Genomic DNA, 17799 nt, shown 5'->3' with positions numbered 1-17799 from the left:
CGAAAACGCCTAAAACGCAGGGTGGAAGCCAGCCAAGCTTCTATATGGTTGGCGGCGGAAAGTTCTGGCTTGTTAGGGGAGGACCGTTGGCCCGCATCCTCATCGTCGGCGGAACCGGTTTCATCGGCCGCCATGTCGCCGGGCGGCTCATCGCCGGGGGCCACGCCGTGACGGCGGCCGGGCGCGCCGAGATCGACATCGCCCGGGATGATTCCGAGCTTCTGCGCCGCAAGGTCTCGGGCCACGAGGTGGTTGTCAATTGCGCCGGACTCGTGCGCGACGAGGGCGCCAACACCATGGACGCGGTGCATGCGGAAGGCGCCATGCGGCTCTTTTCGGCCTGCATCGCCGCGGGCGTGAAACGCTTCATCCACATCTCCGCGCTCGGCGCCGCACCGCAGGGCGAGACCGACTATCAACGCAGCAAAGGCGCGGCCGAGGCCTTCTTTCTCGACGCCGACCCGTATGGGACGCGGCTCGACTGGCGGGCGCTGCGGCCTTCGGTCGTGGTCGGCCGGGGCGGGGCGAGCACGGCCTGGCTCCTCGCCGCCGCCGCCCTCCCGACAATTCCGCGCATCGGACGGGACGATTGGCGCTTTCAACCCGTCCATGTCGACGATCTCGCGGAACTGGTCGCGCGCCTCGCCGAGGGGGCCGATTCGCCGCGGCTGATCGACGTGGTGGGGCCGGAGGCGATGTCGGCCTATGAGTTGACGCGACTTCTGCGCAACTGGCTCGGCCTGCCGCCGACAGGCTCCGTGCGCATCCCCGACCAATTGTTCAAGATCATGACCGAGATCGGCGGGCGCTTCACGAACGGGCCCTTGAATTCCGACGTGATCCAGATGCTCGCCCGGGGCAATGTCTCCGACCCTGGCCCGCTCGCCGCAGCGCTGGGCCGCCCGCCGCGCAACCTCCGTGAGGCGCTGGCGCGGGAGCCGGCCTCAGAAGCCGACCGGCTGGCCGCGCGGCTCTTCTTCCTGCGTCCCGTGTTGCGCTTCAGCCTCGCCTTCCTCTGGATCGCGAGCGGGCTGTTGTCCCTGGGCCTTTATCCGGTCGCAAAGAGCTATGCGATGCTCGCGTCGCTCGGCCTTTCCGGCGCGCTGGCGTCGATCGCGCTCTATGGCGGCGCCATTCTCGACCTCCTCTTGGGCGTGCTGCTGCTGCGCCGCTGGCGGCCGGTTCTGATCGGCTGGCTGCAGCTTGGAAGCATGGTGGCCTTCACGCTGCTCGCGCTCGGACTGCCCAGCGAATATTGGCTGCATCCCTTCGGGCCGATCCTCAAAAACGTCCCGCTCGCGGCGGCGGTCCTCGTGATGATCGCGCTGGAGTCCGACTGATGTTCGACGTGACGGTCTTGAAGTGGATTCATATCATCAGTTCGACGGTGCTGTTCGGCACGGGGCTCGGCACGGCCTTTCATGGCCTCGCGACCAATCTGCGCGGCGATCTGCGCGCCATTGTCGCGGGGAACAGGAACGTGGTGCTGGCCGACTGGCTCTTCACGACGCCCGCCGTGATCGTGCAGCCTGTCACCGGCGTCGCGCTCGCCTTGCAGGAAGGCTGGCCGCTCGATACGCACTGGATCTTGGCGTCGGTCGCCCTCTACATTTTCGTCGGCGCCTGCTGGCTGCCGGTTGTTTGGCTGCAAATGCAGATGGCGCGCATCGCGGACGAATGTCTTGCGAGCGGCGAGCCGCTGCCGCCGCGCTACAGGCGCTATTTCTGGCGCTGGTTCGCGCTCGGCTGGCCCGCTTTCATCGCCATGCTCGGCATTTTCTGGCTGATGGTGGCGAAGCCGCAGTTCTAGGCTGCGGGCGGCGTCCCGCTTTTTCGCGACGCGCTCTAGCTGTGAGCCACGCCCGCGCCGTTCTGCGCCGGCAGCTTCGTTCCCTTGTCGAGATCGTAGATGTCGCGGCGGAAATGCGCCGGTCCATCATCGGTCGCCCAGCCGGTCATATAGACCCAGGCGACGGGGACGGGGCGCCGCAGTCCGATCTTTTCGGTCCTTCCCCGCTCTTCTTCGTCCTTCAACCTAGAGGCGTCCCAATCGCCCGTATCCTGCAAGAGCCAGGAGGCAAGATCATAGACGCCCTCGACGCGCACGCAGCCATGCGAGAGAAAGCGGTAGTCCTTATCGAAAAGGTTCTTGTGCGGCGTGTCGTGCATGAACACCGCGTGATTGTTTGGCATGAAGACGCGAATGGAGCCGAGCGAATTTTTCGGCCCCGGCTCCTGACGGAAGGTGAAGCTCGCCGCACGCTTGCTGGACATGCGGCGTAATTTCAGCGGATCGACCTCGTGGCCGCGCGCGTCAAGTATGCGAATATTCTCCCGCTCGAAATAATGTGGATTGCGCTTGAGTTTCGGCGCCAGCTCCTTCTTGATGATGGAGGCCGGGACGGTCCATGTGGGGTTGATGTCGATCGAGACAATCTTCGCGACGACTTGCGGCGAAGGATGCCGGCGTCCGCCGACAACCGCTGTGTAGCGCTTGACGGCCTCGTCCTTCTCGACGGCCTCGACCGATGCGGCGGGGATATTGACCACGACATAGCGGTCGCCGAAGCGGAAACGCATCCTTGCGAGACGCGCCGCCGTCGCCGCGAGCTTCCGCGCGCGCGTCGCGGGCGGCACGTTCAGTTCGCGAAGCGTCTCGCGGGAGACGGCGCCGGTCTGAGCGAGACCGACATGCGCCTGAAAGCGGCGCAGCGCGTCGGAGAGCGTATCATCCCATTCGTCGCGCTTGCCGTCCTCGCGCGAGAGATAGCCTTCGATCGCCAGGCGGCGGCGCAGCGCCGCGATTAAATGCCCTTTTGATTCCGGCGTGACCAGCGCTGCGATGTGCGGCCAGCCGTCCTTGGCCGCGATGTCGGCATAGCGGCGCGCGGCAGCTATTGTGGCGCGCGCGGTCTCGGGGCCGTAGTCGGGCGCGGTGCGTGAAGGCTGTTCAACTTGCTGGGCCGGCGGCGCTTCCGGTCGCCCATTGTCGGGCGGCGGCTGCTCGTCACGCTGCGCGCCGGCGGGAGCAAGTGAGACGAAAAATGCGGCGGACGCCAGGAGCGCGAGGGCGCCCGCAAAAGGTTTGCGTTTCATGAGACTGCTCGGTCGCCGGCGCCATCCGCGCCGGCTCGTCGCAGTCCTATCTAGCGCGCAGGACACGCGCCGCTATTTCAGCGTTTCGGCGATCTCACGCATCAGCTCGTCAATGTCGGGGTCGGAGAAGGCGTCGCCTGAGGGCTCGATGCGCACGACCGGATCGCGCGTGCAGAGCCGCAGGCATTCGCGGGTCGAGACTTTGAGGCTGCCGTCCGCGAGCGCGTCGGGGAAAGACGCTTGCACGGCCGCCTGCACGTCGGCCAGCAAGGCGCGTCCGCGGCCGGTCGCATCGCAATTGGGGCCGACGCAGACGAGGAGGCGGGTTGGTTGGGCTGTGTTCTTCATTCCGTCGGGAAGAGGATAGGCTCGTAATCCCCTGCGCCATGCAAAATACGGAGTATGACGACTGCGTCGGAGACGCAGAAAAAGACAAGGAAATTGCCGTGAACCATACGGCGCACGCCTGAGGCTTCGTGTCGAGGCACGAGCGGGAAACGTTTCGGCATGTTCGCGAGCGTCTCGCAATGACGCCGCAATCCTTCGACGAATGCGAGCGCCTGCGGGAGACTCTCCTCAGCAATGTAATCGCCGATGCTCTCCAAATCGGCGGCCGCCTCGTTCGTGAAGAGCACCCTCACTTGGAAGACATCGCCTTGTATTTCTTCTCGAGGCGATCGAAGACGTCCCCCGCCGGCCTGACGCGACCCGCCTCTGCATCGGCGATGCCCTGTGCGAGAGCGGCGTCCAACGCGTCAAGCTTGCGATCACGTTCCTCCAGCAGACGGACGCCTTCGCGAATGACTTGATCTTTGGAGGCATAGCGGCCAGTGGCGACGAGCCGCTCCAAAGCCTCTTCGAGACTGCCTGTAGCCTGTGTCATCGACACCCTCCTGCCGCAGGAGATCATATACCTATGTCCAACACTGCGAAACCTTGACTCACTATACCCCGTTTTCCGCCCTTTTCGGACCGGAAGTCCGACTCGGTTGGCGGGGAATCGTGACTCACCGGGTTAACGACGCAAGGAAGGTGGACTCAGTGTCGACAAGCGATCTCGAACCAACGTACACAGCCGGTAGTCCATCACGCATCGAAAAACGACGACCGATCATCGCTCCGCGCGTCTATTACCAGACGCTCCGCATATATGCCGCCCGCCCTCGCGGCGGCGCGCCAAGGCCGAGCCTTGGCGATTGCGATGCCAAAACGCGGATCGTCCTTGTCGATCCGATCGCACACGAGGGAGGGCTTTCCACCCTCGGACGCAGTCGCCAGCAAGGCGCCATCGGGGCCGATCAGCCCAGCGGACAGGCGACTGGCCGGTAATGCAGGAGTCGACAAGCTGAGCCAAAAGTTGTTGGTGGCCGCGTGAGCGCGCGACAAAAGGCGGAACATTGGATCGTCCGAATAGGCGGAGAAGAGAACGCAATCCACTTCCATCCGACCGTATTCGAGAAAAAGCTCCGGAAACTGCACTTCGATGCAAAGCATCATGCCGAAACGCACGCCGTCGACATCGAAAGTGACGGCACTTCGGCCGGGCGTATACCAGTCAGCCAACTCGGTATTGGAACACAGCCGCTTGTCGTAACGTCCGACCAACCGCCCCTCATGCGAAATCACATAGAGACTGTTGTGCGGCGGGTGCGGCGGTGTGAGCCGGTGATTGCATCCTATTACCGTCCATAGACCGAGATGTGCGGCGTGCGCGGCAATGGCGACCAATTCTTCACGAAGGAGTTTCCAGTCGACAACGGCCCAGTTCTCGATCTGGGATTTGACGTATCCCGACAGGGCGCCCTCGGGAAAATGCGCCAGGCGGCACCCTGCTTCGCTGGCGGACGACATCAGGTCGCGGATGTGGCGCCCGTTTTCGCGAACATCGGAAGTGACGATGCTCTGGACCGTCGCAATCGGAAACACCGATGCCATGCATTTCCTCCGCGATCCATGCGCAAAATCGTTGCGAAAATATGGATCGAGTCGATCTTCCTAGCAAACCGAGTCTGACTACCCCTCAAAAGATCAGACTTCTGCATTGTCGGCACCTACGCGTGTGCATTACCCCATAAGTTGAGTCGTCCATTTCGCAAAGTTCCCGGTTTTCCGAGGTCAATTGTGGAAGTGAAGACCCATAACATGAGTCGGATTGACCCCATAAATTGAGTCGTCGACCCCATAAGTTGAGTCGGACCGGGAAGGATGTCGAGCCCGGGTCACGTCGATAGCGGTAGATTGCAGTATTCGCATGTAGTCGGAAGCAGTCTCGGCATCTGATGGCTCGTCCGAAGTAAACGTGCCCGTAGCAGCACAGCTAGCCACCGTTGCATTCAGTCCTACCGCCTCGAGCCATCACGGAACGAGGCTACGAAGCTCGATCAGGTTTCCGGGCGGCACGATCGGCTGGGTAACGTCCTCCACCGACAGGATGGCCGCGGCATCGACTTTCATCGGCAGATCGAAAGCGGAGCGGAAGAGCGTATTGTAGCGTCCAGACAGCGGCATCGGGTTCGCGTGGTGAGCTTGAATAGCAGAGAGGTCGTGCACGGCGAGGTCACAAAGTCCAATTCTCACCGATTGATCCGCCTGCGAGGCCGCAAGATCGAACCATCGTACCGTCGCAGTCCCGAAAACAGCGTTCAGGGTTTCTCGAACCTGCGGGAGGTGATGCCTCTGGCTTCGATCCCAAAGCTGGAAGACCGTATAAAGGAAATCCTTCCCGTCGATCGCAACCTCCTCGAACGGCAATTCGACCGCGATGACCGCCGGCAGCCCTTCATTACGCAGCGCGTAGCGTGCCGCGTCGTCAAAGCTCGCACACGCATAAGTCATCGGCTCTTGAGGCAATTCGCGAATGGCCCGGCGTGCTGTCTCTGGTGTGGAAGCGAGCGGTGGGGTTATCCGCCTGACTTCATTTGGATGAGCCCTAGTATTGTTCCAAGTCGCCTTCCTCGCAAGCTGGCCGGTTTCCTTTATCGCCGCCTTGTCAGCTTCCGCAGTAGCCGGATCAAGAGTGATGCCTCGATAGAATACGGCCATTGTTCCTCCTCGGTAAAATTACTTTCTACGGCGCTTGCGAACGTTGGAATGAAGATCGCGGTGGCGCGGTCTCAGACTTCCCCCGACACATCGACAACAATCACTGCTAAACGCTTGCTCATCTCTTCGTTGAGGAGCGATCGGAGGAGGTCCTCCATCTCCTTAGCAGACGTCGGCGGCGGCGCGTTGTTGGGCGGAGTTGGTATATGTCTCGGATGGCGCTTCGGCCCAAACCAGAACACCAAATAAACGCCGAAGCCTTTTGCTTCAGGGTCGTGAGCATAGAAACGTTCAAGCTGTCCAGTGGGGGCTGTCCAGACTTCGGCGTGGTAATCCCGTTTGAGCTCGCAGAGAATCTTACGTCCCGGCATTTGAACCGAAATGTCCGCACGTTTATCTGCCACCATATGGGCTTCAGGCTCGACCATGACCCCGAATGGAACTAACGATGGCCGGAGCAGGGTGACGAAGTAATCACGACAAGCCTCCTCTGGTCGAGGATCGGTTGGTTTTGCGTGAGAGTCGACGTTCCAGAATGGCTTGAAGACGTCCACGTTTTCTCTGGAAACGCGATTGGCCAAATCTCGCAAGTGAGCAACCAACAGAGCGTGAAGGTCGGAAACCGTCGCAGGCGAACGATTGGCTAGTGCTACTATCGTCGATGTCCACCCCGGGCGATCGTATTCCTTCTCCCTGCGGCGCCGCTGCTGACTGTCCAAGGCGTAGAGAAGGTCGTTCCTGTAGCCGGGAAGCTGCGCATTTCCTTCAAGACGCTGGAGAGCTTCGGTCGCCGCCGGGTCGGGCGACACCGAGATCATGTTGATCAATGAACGGCAATATTCCGAGGCATCCCAAGGATTTCTATCCCCAGACCAGCCTCCGCTCGGGGGAGGCGTATGGGGGAACAATGAACCGGTAAGCCGTGCCAGGAATTCCAGCATCGGCAACGGTTGGTCCTTGCCGGGTCGGCCCAATCGCCCCCCGCCGCTGCTTTCGCGCAAATCGAAAACAAAATCGGGGTTTGCGATGGCGCGCTGACTGACCGCAGCCTCGAACTCCGAAGGCCTGATCACATAGGCGGTCGCGAGCCAAAGATCGCGCTGTCTTTCAGCCACTGCAACCTTGCCCTCGACAATTCGAGTCGCAAGGGTCACGAAATCAACATGTATCGAAGGAAGCTTAATGGCTGCTTCGAGCATTTTCGAGAGCCACTGCGGATTTGAATCAGGGAAATCTCTTAGGAAGTCTAAAACGATGGGGGCTATATACTTATCCAGCGTCGCCTTGTTCAAGAGTTCACTTAGGCCGTCGACATACTGACTGTTTTGAGTAAGCTTCATTCGCGCTATAGCGACATAGACATCTCGAACAACCTCTGGCCTGTTCTCCTCCAGCCAAGCGCGCCAAGGATGAGTTTCCTCTCGACTCCTGACGAAATTGAGAGTGACGAATGCCAACATGGCCTTGAGGAAACCATCAGACAAATCGGTCAGCGCCGTGTCGTTTTTGCAGCATTCAGCTAGGCCTGCGGCTAGCCCATACCACCAGCATGGAAACGTATCGTCAAAAGCGCATTTCATTACATCGTCAAAGCTGGGGAGATCATCGCGAGTCAACGAAGCAACGAGTCCTACCAGCGCGGCGGCGAGACGTTGCTCTCCGAGAAAGTCTGCCAACCTATCGTGAGGAGACAACTTTTCATCGAGGTCGAAGAACTTTGCGTAGTAGATTCGTCCGAGATAATCCACCCACCCGATATGAGAACCTGAACGTATGGCCGCTATATCTTGATCAAACTCCTGCCGGCGCTGGTCGCGTCCATTCTCTGATTCCCTATCGCGTCGCGCTCGGAAGGTCAGATAGTTTTCCGGTAAAATAGTGACGATTAAACTGTCGCGGATGGATTTGAGTGTTTCTTCCTGCTCAGCGCGTTCGAAAAAATCGTCGAATATACCAATCCCATTTGCGGGGTCGGCTCGATACGACAGAGAAAGTCCGATCTCGTAGAGGAACTGACGCTCAACGCTACACGGATTAGTGCGACTGAATGTTTCGGTGACCGCAGCGACAAGTTCTTCTGGGCTTAAGACGTGTAGAATTGCCTCTTGGAAACGACTGAACTCCAAAAATAGATTCTTGTCCAAAGGGACGCCACTAAAGAACTCTGCGGCAAGTGATCGCAATCGTTGAGGCGTCTTCTGCATGGCCATATGAAGCGCGCGATTTTGGCTTTCGCCTATATTCCGTTTGAAAGCCGAGTTCTTTTTCAGCCATCCCAACGCGCGTTTCTCGTTGAACTCCGCCGAACTCGCCCAAGCGCGCACGAGTATCTGCGCAAAGAAGGAGCTTACCTCCCTTTCGGAAAGAGTTTCATTCGGCTCGGATGGCGTGATCCCGTCAAGAATCGCAGGCAGATCTTGCTCGGGAATCACGTCGGCTAGATCCCAAACCATTCCGCTGCCGACACTGCGCCCGCGGAAGTCATTGACTAGGGCGACGACATCCGCCGGGCCGAACGGATCACCATAAAGTTCATGGAGGACTGCGATTCTCAGTCCTAGATCCTCTGAGGAATTGCCGAGTTGTGAGGCGTAGACGGTCCTGATCGTGTTTTTCCCCGCCTCGCCTAGACGAAGCAAGGCGAATAGCGCGTGCAGGCGCTCCGCCAGCATGGATTCCCGCCGAGCCAGAACCTTCTCAAGGTCGGGGATCATCTCCGGCAGCGGAGTTCCCGTCATAAGCACATCGACGACAAGGGAGCGGATGCCATGTCCCGATTGGGGGTCGTCAAGGATGGATCGGAATTCCTCCACCATGTCGGGTCGCGACAGCGCACCGATGGATGGGGCGTGCCAGTTCTCGGAACGGAACCATGGATTGGCCTGCGAAAGGCGACCAAGTGAACGGATAAGGACGACGCAAGACGAGCGCGCTAGGGAAGCTGCGTCGCCATAGGTCAGCACGCCGAAGGGATCCGCCTCGATGAGTTCGTCGGCGAATTCGTGCAAGTGCACAGCCAGCCAAGCATGTAGGCCCCTCAACTCCGAGGCGGGGTGACCATCGATGCCCATCAATGCCATCAAACGGCCAATCGGAAGACCTGCTCGAACTCGGGATGCAAGGAACTCCGCTGCCAGGAATTCGGCGATCGTACGATGGGAGTAATCGACGGTCTCCGCGATCGCGTCGGCATCGAACACGCGACGTCCGAGCGCCGCTTGAACCTCCTCGGACGGGAACAAATCAAGAGAGCGATAGCTGGGGACATTTTCGGTCCCTTCTCGATTTGTCAGGCTTATCGCATCCACGTCGCTGATGAGGCGGGCGGCGCAGATCGCGCCCGCAACAAGCCTGAGGTTCGCGACCGAGAAGCTGCCTCCGCCTTCATGCGTCTTCTCGGTGTTGAACTCCTCGAGCGCCAGCTTGGTAGAAAGCTCGAACAATTGCTTCCGGCTTGCGGGCCACTGGCCGGCTTTGACCGCCTCCCAAAGCATGCGGAGATTCTGCGGGTTTTCGAGGAAGTCGCCAAGCCCGCGTTCGGCGGCGTCAGCCACGAATTGTTCGGCGGCGGGATGATCCGCTCCTAGGCTCTCCAGCACAGCTAATTGTTCGGATGGTGATAGCTTCTCGAGATGCAGTACAGTGAAGCCGCCGTTCCGACCGAAGTAAGGGGACATCGCGGCGACGTCGCTGTCGCCGAGCCAGTCGGCGACTCTGCATGAGATCCTCAATTTCGGAGGTGCGACCTCGAAGAGCTTCCTGACCATCGCGTCGATGACGCCGCGATCACTCCTCCCTGCACGGCTCTCGTCCAGCCCATCGACAAACAGTGCTTGGCCTTGCAGCAGATGCGCGGGCGTGTTCAAGAAAGTGCGAGCAGTGATGTAGTGCGCACCTTCACTGGTCGCGGCTTCCTTGAAGAGGTGTGACTTCCCCGCGCCCGGATCGCCGAGCAGAATGATATTTTGGCAGTCCACGAACTCTGCATACCGCTTCGGCTCTGCATCACGTGTGCGTCCACGCTCGTTGGCTATTTGTCGTACAGATCTGGTCATCGAGGTGGCCTACGTCGTGAGCGCTACACAGAATCCAATCCCTCACGGATCAGCCAGCGTCAAGAACATTGTTTTCATTCAGTCTCGATACGCGTGACCAGAGCCCCCTCCACCTCCCTCCGCCTGAACAGCGCTCGCGGCAACGGCGGCTCCGTGACGACCGGCGCGACGCCAAGGCGAGCAAACGCGTTTGTCACGCCCTTGGGCGAGCGGACGCCCAACGCATCCGTGAACTCGTTCGCCATCGCATATTCCCGGCGGAAAGCCTCGAAGTCCTCGACGCGGATCACCGTCGCCTTGTCGGTCGTGTCAGCGCGCAGCAGCCCGGCCTTGATGAGGGCCGGCACCATCGAGTCGACGGTGCGGAGGCGCCGCGCGACGTCGCCGGCGTAGAGGACGTCGTCCGAATGTCGCGCGGCGCCGTCCGCCGCCGATGGGTCGCGCCTCCACGCGGCGACGGCGTCCTCGACCACCTTCTTGTCGTAGAGCCGTGAATCGAGCAGCGGCGGCTCTCCGACGGGCTTCACGCCCAGCTTGGCCAGTAGGGTCGTCGCGGCGAAGGGGCTGCCCTTGCCGATCACGGCGGCGACCTCATTTGGCGTGACGTAGGCGGCCTTGAAGCGCGCCACTTCGTCGAGGGAGACGAGGATCGTCCGCGGACGCTTCTCGGCGACCAGCAGGCCGGCCCGGACGAGTGAGCTTCCCATGTTGCTCGAGATCCCGAGCCGGCGCTGCGCCTCGCGGAGCGTGATCAGCGTCTCCCTCCTGCGCGCGTTCGTCTCGGCGGCTTCCGCCGACGCAGCCGCTTCCGCCGCCGTCCTTTCGTGATGGACGGCCAGCGCCTCGCACGCCTCGGCGCGCGGGAATACGTAGCGGCTGAACTGCGGGCGGGCGCAGGCCGGCGCGACCCCGAGGCCGATCAGGAGATCCGTCATGCGACCGCCGTCGCCCTTGCCGGAGGTTTCGCCGGCCATGGCGTCCAGCTCGCCGCCGAGGACGTAGGCCTCCTTGAACCGGGCGACGCTGCTGCGCGAGTAGATGATCCGGTGGCCATGCTCGACGCCGTCGACGAAGCCGGCGCGGCGCAGTTGCGCGAGCATGAGATTGTCGACGCCCAACGCATGGGCGGCCTCGTCGCGCGTCAGATAGGCGGCGACGTCCAGCGGGGCGTCCGCCTCCTTGGCGCACGCATCCTTGAGGAACGCCAAGATCGCGGCCTCGGCTTCCTTGCGCGGAAACAGGGCCGACACGAACGCCGGCGGCCCGCAGACCGGCTCGACCCCGGCCCGTGCGAGGATCGGGCGCGCCGCCGTCGCGTGGCCCTTGCCGAGGCGCGCCGCCAGCTCGCTCGCGGTCACGTGCCGAGCCATGAAGGCGTCGGCGTCGTGAGGGGCGATCAGGAAGCCGCGCGACAGCCTGTGCGCGGGGAGCAGTCCGGCCTCGACGATCTGGGTGACCAGCATCGGGTCGAGCCCCATGCGCCGGGCGGCGGCGCGCCGGTCGAGGCCGTCGGCGGGAGGGGAAGGCGCCCGCTCCTTTGTGATGGCCTTCGCGACATACGCGGCCAACGCCGCCTCGGCGTCTGCGCGCCGGTAGATCACCTGCCGGAAGCGCGGGCGCGCGCAGACCGGACGGACGCCGGCGTCGGCGAGGATGCCCATAAGGGAGCGGCCTTCGTGCAGCCCGAAGGCGCCGGCGAGCTGCGCGGTGGTGGCGTAGGCGGCCTTGAAGGCGTCGACCTGCTCGCGGCTGACCGTCCGGATGCGTCCGATTCTCCTGGACTCGATGAAGCCGTCGTCGATCAGTTTCGGCATCGCCTCCGGATGCAGCCCGATGGCCTTGGCGGCCTCCGTCATGGTGAGGCCGGGGACCTTGGCGCGGCGGGTCGCGATCCTGACGTCGGAGCGGGAGACGAGCAGGCGCGTCAGGCCGACGGCGTCCGCGTCGACCGCGCGGACGGCCAGCACGCCGTCGATGACGAGGCGGAGGATCGTGGCGAGCGGCGCGCGCACGTTGCGGGCGGCGAGGGGGATCGGGATGAAGTCCGCGCCGGGCGCGCCGGCGGGCGCGTCCCCGGGGGTCAATTCCGTCAATAGGTCGTACGCGGCCGTCTCCGGCAGCAGCCAGATGTTGAGCCTGTTCTCGCGGTCGCTCTTGCCCGGGACGATGGTGGGAAGGATCCCAGCCTCGATCAGCGTGGCGGCGACGTGCGGGGCGATGCCGAGTTCGCCGGCGATCTCCTGCCGCGTCTTGTGGCCCTTGAGGCGCGCCGCGAAATCCGTGACGGCCTGCGGATCCAGCCGGGCAGGGCGCCCCCGCAGGCTCGACTTGGGGAGGAGGCCGACGGCGGTCGCGATCCGGCGAAACCGCTCGAAGGTCACGCCGGCCATCTCGGCGGCGGTGGTCATGTCGACGCCCGGAATGTTGAACACGGCGCCGCCGGCGACCGCGTGGCCGGTCTTGATCAGGACGTTGGCGAGGGCGTGCCGGCGCATGGCGTCGCGGAGCGCGTCGCCGAAGGCCGTTGCCTGATGGATGTCGCGGATCCAGAGGTGGAGTTCGCCATAGGCCTTCTCGACGCCCCATTGCCTTGCCGGCATGCGGCTTCCCGACGCCGCGACGAGACGGTCGAGCAGCGCGTCGAACTCCTGCGGGAAGCCGGCCATGATCCGGTAGCCCTCGGCTGCAACGGCGGCCCGTCCGATCCGCCGGCGCAGCTTCATGAGGCCGTCGCGCTCGCCGAGGGACGCCTCGCCGAGCCGGTCGAGGGCGGAGATGGCGTCGCCGATCGTCGGCAAGCTGTCGAGGAGGGCGTCGCCGGGCCTCGGGGCGCCGAGCAGGCGGTCCCTGACGTAGCGGCTGAGGGCGATCTCCCATTGCGGCGCCGGCTCGCGGGGGCTCTTGCGGAAATCGTGGCCGCGCACGCAGCTCGTCGGCAGGGACCGCCGCCATCGCGGCGGCGTCCTGCACCCGCAGTCCTCGACGATCCTGATCCCGTGGTCGGGGCAGGCCGACACGTAGGGCGTGTCCCACCAGACGCGATGGTAGGGATCCTCTTGGAGGCAGGCGGGGCACCAGCGGCGGTTGAGGACGCTGAACTGGTCGCGCGCGAAGACCTCCCCGAGGATGGAGACGCCCTTGGGATCGACCCTCGGCGACGCGGCGCGGACGGCATCCACGCCTCCGGGGACGAAGTCCGCCTTGCAGAAGCGCGCGACGAGATCCGGGTCGATGTCCCAGACCGTCTGGCCCGAGCGGATGCCGAACTTCTCGAACACCGTGTACATCCGGCGCGCGCCGTTGAGATAGGCCGTGCGGACCAGCAGGCTGTAGGCCGGCTCGTCGGCGTGGTGCGGCGCCCCGACGGGGAAGGGCTTGCGCGGGGGAGGGATCCTGGATCTGGGCATCTCAGAGGTCGTCCTCGTTCCGGGCATTCCTCCCCGTCGAACGGAGGTTCGACGGCTCGTCGTCCATCGGCGCCAGCAGGCGAGGCTTGCTCGTCCGCCCCTCGGGCTGCGGCCAAGGGTTCGGCGTCTTGTTCTTCCCTCGCCGCATGCGTTCGAACGCCTGCCACAGGTCCTGCCCGGCGATGGCGGAATTGCCTTCGTCGTAGGCCACGGCGGTGGCGCGGAAGAGCAGCTTCATGAGGTGGTCGAGGACGCCGTTGCTCGCCTTGTGCAGCCGTTCGGCGGTCGCCTTGGCCGGGAGCGATGTCGCGGGCTTGATCGGCATGGCGTACTCGACCTGCTCGAGGATTTCTCTCCATTCCTTACGATCGCGATCCTCCTCCCAGTCGAAGGGCGTGAGCGTCAGATCTCCCCCGCTGCGGCGTCGCATCTGGCTGTATTGCTGATGGACCGCCGGCAGATCCTCCGTTCCCGCGAGGACCACTTGGCAGACGTTCTCGCTGACGATCCCCTTGACCGCGCGCATGAGCTTCTTGGTGAACTTCTCGGACCTGTCCTCGACGACGTGCGTGAACTCGTCGAAGAGCACCAGCTTGACGTCCTGCAAGCAAAGTTGCGTCATCACGGCGTGCTTCTTGTCGTTGAGTTTGCCGATGATGAGATCGGGCGCGTCGAGCGCGATCAGGATCTCGTCGTAGATCGCGCCGAGATCCGTGTTGGACGGCGTGACGACACGCGCCACGGGCCGGGAGATCCGCCCCGAGACCGTGGGGAAAGGGCCGCCCAGCTTCTTCGCGAAGCGCTTGAGGATCGTGCTCTTGCCGACGCCGGAGATCCCGTAGAAGAGTCCCGCAGTAGCCTCGTGGCGTGTCCCGTACTCCTGGAAGACGTCCTCCAGCCATTTCTGGCCCTCGTCGTAACGGGTGTTGGACACGACCAGCTTGCCGATCGTGGTCAGCATCTTCTTCTTCTCGGGATTGGCGTTCTCGAGAATGTGGGCGATGTCGTCGGGATAGAGTCCATCGGCATTGCGGAGGCTTTTGGGGTCAATCGTCATCGCTCAGGATCCTCGGTGGTTTGTGCGTTTGGACGCGCGGTTGCGGCGGCGCGTCGTCGGATGGCGGCGCAGCGACGGGCGCCGGCGGGGGAATTCCCGCATCCTCCGCGGTCGTGATCGGGCGCTCCGGGATCTCGACCGGGCCTTCATGGGTCTCGGCAGGGGGCGTCCGTGTCTCGACGGGAGGCTCCCCTGCCTCGACCGCAGGCGCGCGGTCCCCGACGGCGGCGACGTCATCGGCGTCCGTCTCGGCGCGTTTCGGGGCGCGCGTCTTGGACCGGCGGCTCTTCGAGCCGCCGCCCTTGGACTTGTCGTCTCCGGTGTCGTCGTCCGACTTGCCGCGGACGAGCCCGTCCACGAAGTCCTCGTCCTTGCGCGCTTGGTCCTCGTCTTCCGCATCCTCGAAGTCGACGTCGATGTCGAAATCGTCGCCCTTCGGAGGCGCGCCTGCACCGGGCTTGTCGAGGATATGTCCCTTGCTCGCCTGCGGATCGTCCTTGCGGTACCCGTAGGCCTCGAGGATGGACTGGTCCGTGCCGAGGAAGTGGGCGAGCCGCTGCCGCATCCGGCGCCCCTTGGTTTCCCCGATCATCTTCTGCCCGAGCGCCAGCAGCTCTGCCCGCGCCGCCAGTAGCTCCTTCATGAGGATCGGACGTCCGCCGGGGTATCTGCTCGCGGCGCGTGCGCGGATGACGCGGTGCTGGTGCAGCGACAGTCCATTGGCGTAGTCGGGGCGCGTGCAGGGGACCGCGAGCGCGCGTCCGTTCCTGGAGTCGATGACCCAGACCTTGCCGAGGTCGTCGGGATCGTAGCGCACCTCGACGCGCGGATCCTTGAGGAACCCGGCGCGGAAATGCGCGAGGTCCCGCGAGTTGTAGCGCAGGCCGAAGATGCGGATGCCGCGGCGCTCCGCCTTGCGGCTCGCGTAGCAGCCGACGAGTTCCATGAGGTCGTCGTGCTGCCGCGGCTGCTTCGGCGTGTGGGCGGCGACGCCCTGAAGCCACAGGTCGATCCGCTTGAGGCCGGACTCCTCGTCGATGCCTTGGTTGTGGTGGTCGACGATGGCCTTGTTGAGGAAGTTCCGCACCTCGCTCAACGTCAGGACGGCGTCGTTCGCCGGATCGTAGTCGCGCCCGGGCTTGTCGTAGAACCGCAGGACCTTGCCCGGGAACATGTCGAAGAACACCTGCTGGCAGGTCTGCCAGAACCGCTCGATGTGTCCCTTCTTCCACGCCTCTCCCGGGGGGATGAAGTCGACGTTGCACCCGAGCGACTTCGCGGCGGCGAAGAAGTGCGTCGAGTGGAAGGCGATGTCGTTGTCGAGGAAGAACCAGATCGGCACGCCGTTGACGGGCCACGAATTCCGGACGATGGGCTCGCCGTCCTCGTCACGCGGCAGGTGCGAGAGGTCCTTGAAGCCGATCGTCTGCTTGAGGCAGCGCGCCGTCGAGGCCCGGCCCGGAGGATCGAACGAAAGGTCGAATCCAGCGAGGACTCCCGAGAAGCAGTCGAAGGCGGCCATCAGATACGGCGTGCCGAGCGGCAGTCCCGTCTTGTCGTCGACGAGGAAGAGCCGCACGTATTTGAAGTCGCATTCGACGCGCTCGAACGGCAGGCGCACTTGGACGCCGGCGCCGACCGGGGACATCTCGTTGCGCGTCGCCTCCGCCCCGCGGCGGTTGTAGAGGCGCACCTCGCGACCGAGCTTGCGGCAACGCCTTGAGACGGCCCTGTTGGAGACGACCGAAGGCTTGCCTTCCCGGATCAGCTCGAGGACGGCGTCGTGGCCGCCAAGCTCGTCCATGATGACCTTGTTCGCGTGCGCCTGCGCGGTGGCCATCGACGGACGCCCGCGCGTCAGCCACGTCTCCCTGATGGCTTCCTCGATCGCGGCCTCCTGGAAGTCCTCGAGCCGCGTTTTGCGGTTGCCCTTCTTGTCGTCGTGCTTCTTCAGCGCCCGCGGATCGCGTCCCGCGAGATCCCAGAGTCGCCACCAGCGATAGGCGCTGAACCATCCGTGCGGCTTGTGGTCGTTCGTCTCGATGGCGAGTCGATCGCAGACGGGTTGCAGCGTCGCCGCCGAACGCGAGAAGTTCGGGCCGAGCGCGTGCAGCGCCTCTACGTATCGCAGGCGCCGCTCGATCTCCTCCGTCTGCTCGGGCGTGAAGCTGCTCAACGGCTGCGACAGGGCCAGCCGCGCGAGAGGGGGCAGCGCATCCTCCGGCGCGGCGACGAACGCGAGCCGGCCCGATTGGAAGAACTGCTTGATCTGCGAGTTCTCCAAGACATGGTTGATGTCGATGCCCGGCTCGCGGAAGGCGTAGCCCTTGGGATTGGCCACTCTGCCGACGCAGAGCATCCGCTTCCCCATCAGGTCGATGGAGTCCACGTTCGGGCGCAGGAAGACGTCGTCGTCACGGGCGGCGTGCGGAGCGACGGCCAGATCGTTCATCGCCGGCTCCTCCGCCGGATGGGCGCCTTGCTGTCGAAGGGGATGTCCAAGTCGATCTCGAGCAAGCCGACGGCGACCCTGTTGAGGACAGCCGGGTAGGCCCGGTCGAAATCGAGGCCGGTGGCGGCGATCAACTCGTCGAGCGTGAAGCGCGCGCGGTCGCTCGCGAACGCGGCCACGGCGTCGATGTCGTCGATTGGGATGGTCTGCTTGTCGGCGTGGCAGGAGATCCGCATCGCGTTGGAGTATCGCGGCTCCGCCATGATCTCCTTCTCGGTGTAGACCTTGAAGACCCGCGACTTCGACGCGGCGTCGCGTTGCAGACGCTCGAACTTGATCCGGTCGCGCGCATACTCGAAGCCGTACAGGATCTCGACGTCGACGATGTCGACGACGCCCTTGGGATGGCCGGCGCGATGGACCGCGTAGCGCGGCTGGTACTCCTCCCACCGGGAGCCGTTCCACCATTGCAGGGGCTGCGGCTTCGTGGAGAACGCGAGCACGTCGGGATCGGCTGCCGTGACGATGAGGAACTGGCATGCGAGCACGCGCTGGTAGGGGATCATCTCCTTCGTGCGCGGATGGAAGAACCAGCCGTAATGAGAGGTTCGCGTGTCGCGGCTCTCCGGCGTCCTTCGGGCGGCACGGACGACCTTGGGCGTACGGTTGATCGGGGGCATGTTCGACGCT

13 protein-coding genes are annotated in these 17799 nt (G+C 63.7%); 2 read left to right on the top strand and 11 right to left on the bottom strand.

The genetic code is table 11. The features are described 5' to 3' along the window. Window positions 1–86: 86 nt before the first annotated feature. Together ACNHKD_RS15005 and ACNHKD_RS15000 are read left to right on the top strand one after the other, a co-directional pair. Window positions 87–1340, top strand: coding sequence for an NAD(P)H-binding protein (locus tag ACNHKD_RS15005; protein ID WP_442754286.1), 1254 nt, complete (start codon window positions 87–89; stop codon window positions 1338–1340). Beyond that, window positions 1340–1810, top strand: a complete 471-nt coding sequence (locus tag ACNHKD_RS15000) for a DUF2269 family protein (protein WP_442754285.1) — start codon at window positions 1340–1342, stop codon at window positions 1808–1810. The genes ACNHKD_RS15005 and ACNHKD_RS15000 overlap by 1 nt, the downstream gene beginning before the upstream one ends. Window positions 1811–1845: 35 nt before the next feature. Here ACNHKD_RS15000 and ACNHKD_RS14995 read toward each other — a convergent pair whose 3' ends face one another. The 11 genes from ACNHKD_RS14995 to ACNHKD_RS14945 all read right to left on the bottom strand — a co-directional run bounded on the left by ACNHKD_RS14995 (window position 1846) and on the right by ACNHKD_RS14945 (window position 17789). Further along, window positions 1846–3096 (bottom strand): L,D-transpeptidase family protein, encoded by a 1251-nt coding sequence (locus ACNHKD_RS14995; protein WP_442754284.1) that lies wholly within the window; start codon window positions 3094–3096, stop codon window positions 1846–1848. Window positions 3097–3168: 72 nt separating this feature from the next. Then, complete coding sequence (locus tag ACNHKD_RS14990) at window positions 3169–3444, bottom strand: (2Fe-2S) ferredoxin domain-containing protein (RefSeq protein WP_442754283.1); 276 nt, start codon at window positions 3442–3444, stop codon at window positions 3169–3171. Beyond that, window positions 3441–3737, bottom strand: coding sequence for a type II toxin-antitoxin system RelE/ParE family toxin (locus ACNHKD_RS14985; protein WP_442754282.1), 297 nt, complete (start codon window positions 3735–3737; stop codon window positions 3441–3443). The genes ACNHKD_RS14990 and ACNHKD_RS14985 overlap by 4 nt, the downstream gene beginning before the upstream one ends. After that, a complete protein-coding gene (locus ACNHKD_RS14980; RefSeq protein WP_442754281.1) occupies window positions 3734–3979 on the bottom strand; it encodes a type II toxin-antitoxin system ParD family antitoxin in 246 nt (81 codons plus the stop codon). Before ACNHKD_RS14980 ends, ACNHKD_RS14985 begins: the two co-directional genes overlap by 4 nt. 203 nt (window positions 3980–4182) lie before the next feature. Continuing rightward, the gene (locus ACNHKD_RS14975; RefSeq protein WP_442754280.1) at window positions 4183–5031 is read right to left on the bottom strand and encodes a carbon-nitrogen hydrolase family protein; all 849 of its coding nucleotides are present in this window, start codon (window positions 5029–5031) and stop codon (window positions 4183–4185) included. A 420-nt stretch (window positions 5032–5451) separates the two neighbouring features. Continuing rightward, a complete protein-coding gene (locus tag ACNHKD_RS14970) occupies window positions 5452–6138 on the bottom strand; it encodes a hypothetical protein (RefSeq protein ID WP_442754279.1) in 687 nt (228 codons plus the stop codon). 71 nt (window positions 6139–6209) lie between these two features. After that, the gene (locus ACNHKD_RS14965; protein ID WP_442754278.1) at window positions 6210–10193 is read right to left on the bottom strand and encodes an NACHT domain-containing protein; all 3984 of its coding nucleotides are present in this window, start codon (window positions 10191–10193) and stop codon (window positions 6210–6212) included. A gap of 74 nt (window positions 10194–10267) precedes the next feature. Continuing rightward, window positions 10268–13600: a TniQ family protein gene (locus ACNHKD_RS14960; RefSeq protein WP_442754277.1), complete on the bottom strand. Its 3333-nt coding sequence runs from the start codon at window positions 13598–13600 to the stop codon at window positions 10268–10270. Between the two features lies 1 nt (window position 13601). Beyond that, on the bottom strand, window positions 13602–14657 hold the full coding sequence (locus ACNHKD_RS14955; protein WP_442754276.1) for a TniB family NTP-binding protein: 1056 nt from the start codon (window positions 14655–14657) through the stop codon (window positions 13602–13604). Further along, window positions 14647–17109 (bottom strand): Mu transposase C-terminal domain-containing protein, encoded by a 2463-nt coding sequence (locus ACNHKD_RS14950; RefSeq protein ID WP_442754275.1) that lies wholly within the window; start codon window positions 17107–17109, stop codon window positions 14647–14649. The genes ACNHKD_RS14955 and ACNHKD_RS14950 overlap by 11 nt, the downstream gene beginning before the upstream one ends. Next, a complete protein-coding gene (locus tag ACNHKD_RS14945) occupies window positions 17106–17789 on the bottom strand; it encodes a hypothetical protein (protein WP_442754274.1) in 684 nt (227 codons plus the stop codon). The genes ACNHKD_RS14950 and ACNHKD_RS14945 overlap by 4 nt, the downstream gene beginning before the upstream one ends. Window positions 17790–17799 lie beyond the last annotated feature (10 nt).

The sequence above is a fragment of the Methylocystis sp. JAN1 genome (genome assembly GCF_052186135.1).
Lineage (GTDB): Bacteria > Pseudomonadota > Alphaproteobacteria > Rhizobiales > Beijerinckiaceae > Methylocystis.
Note: the sequence above shows the minus strand (reverse complement) of the source record. Positions and strands in the feature narration are given on the sequence as shown.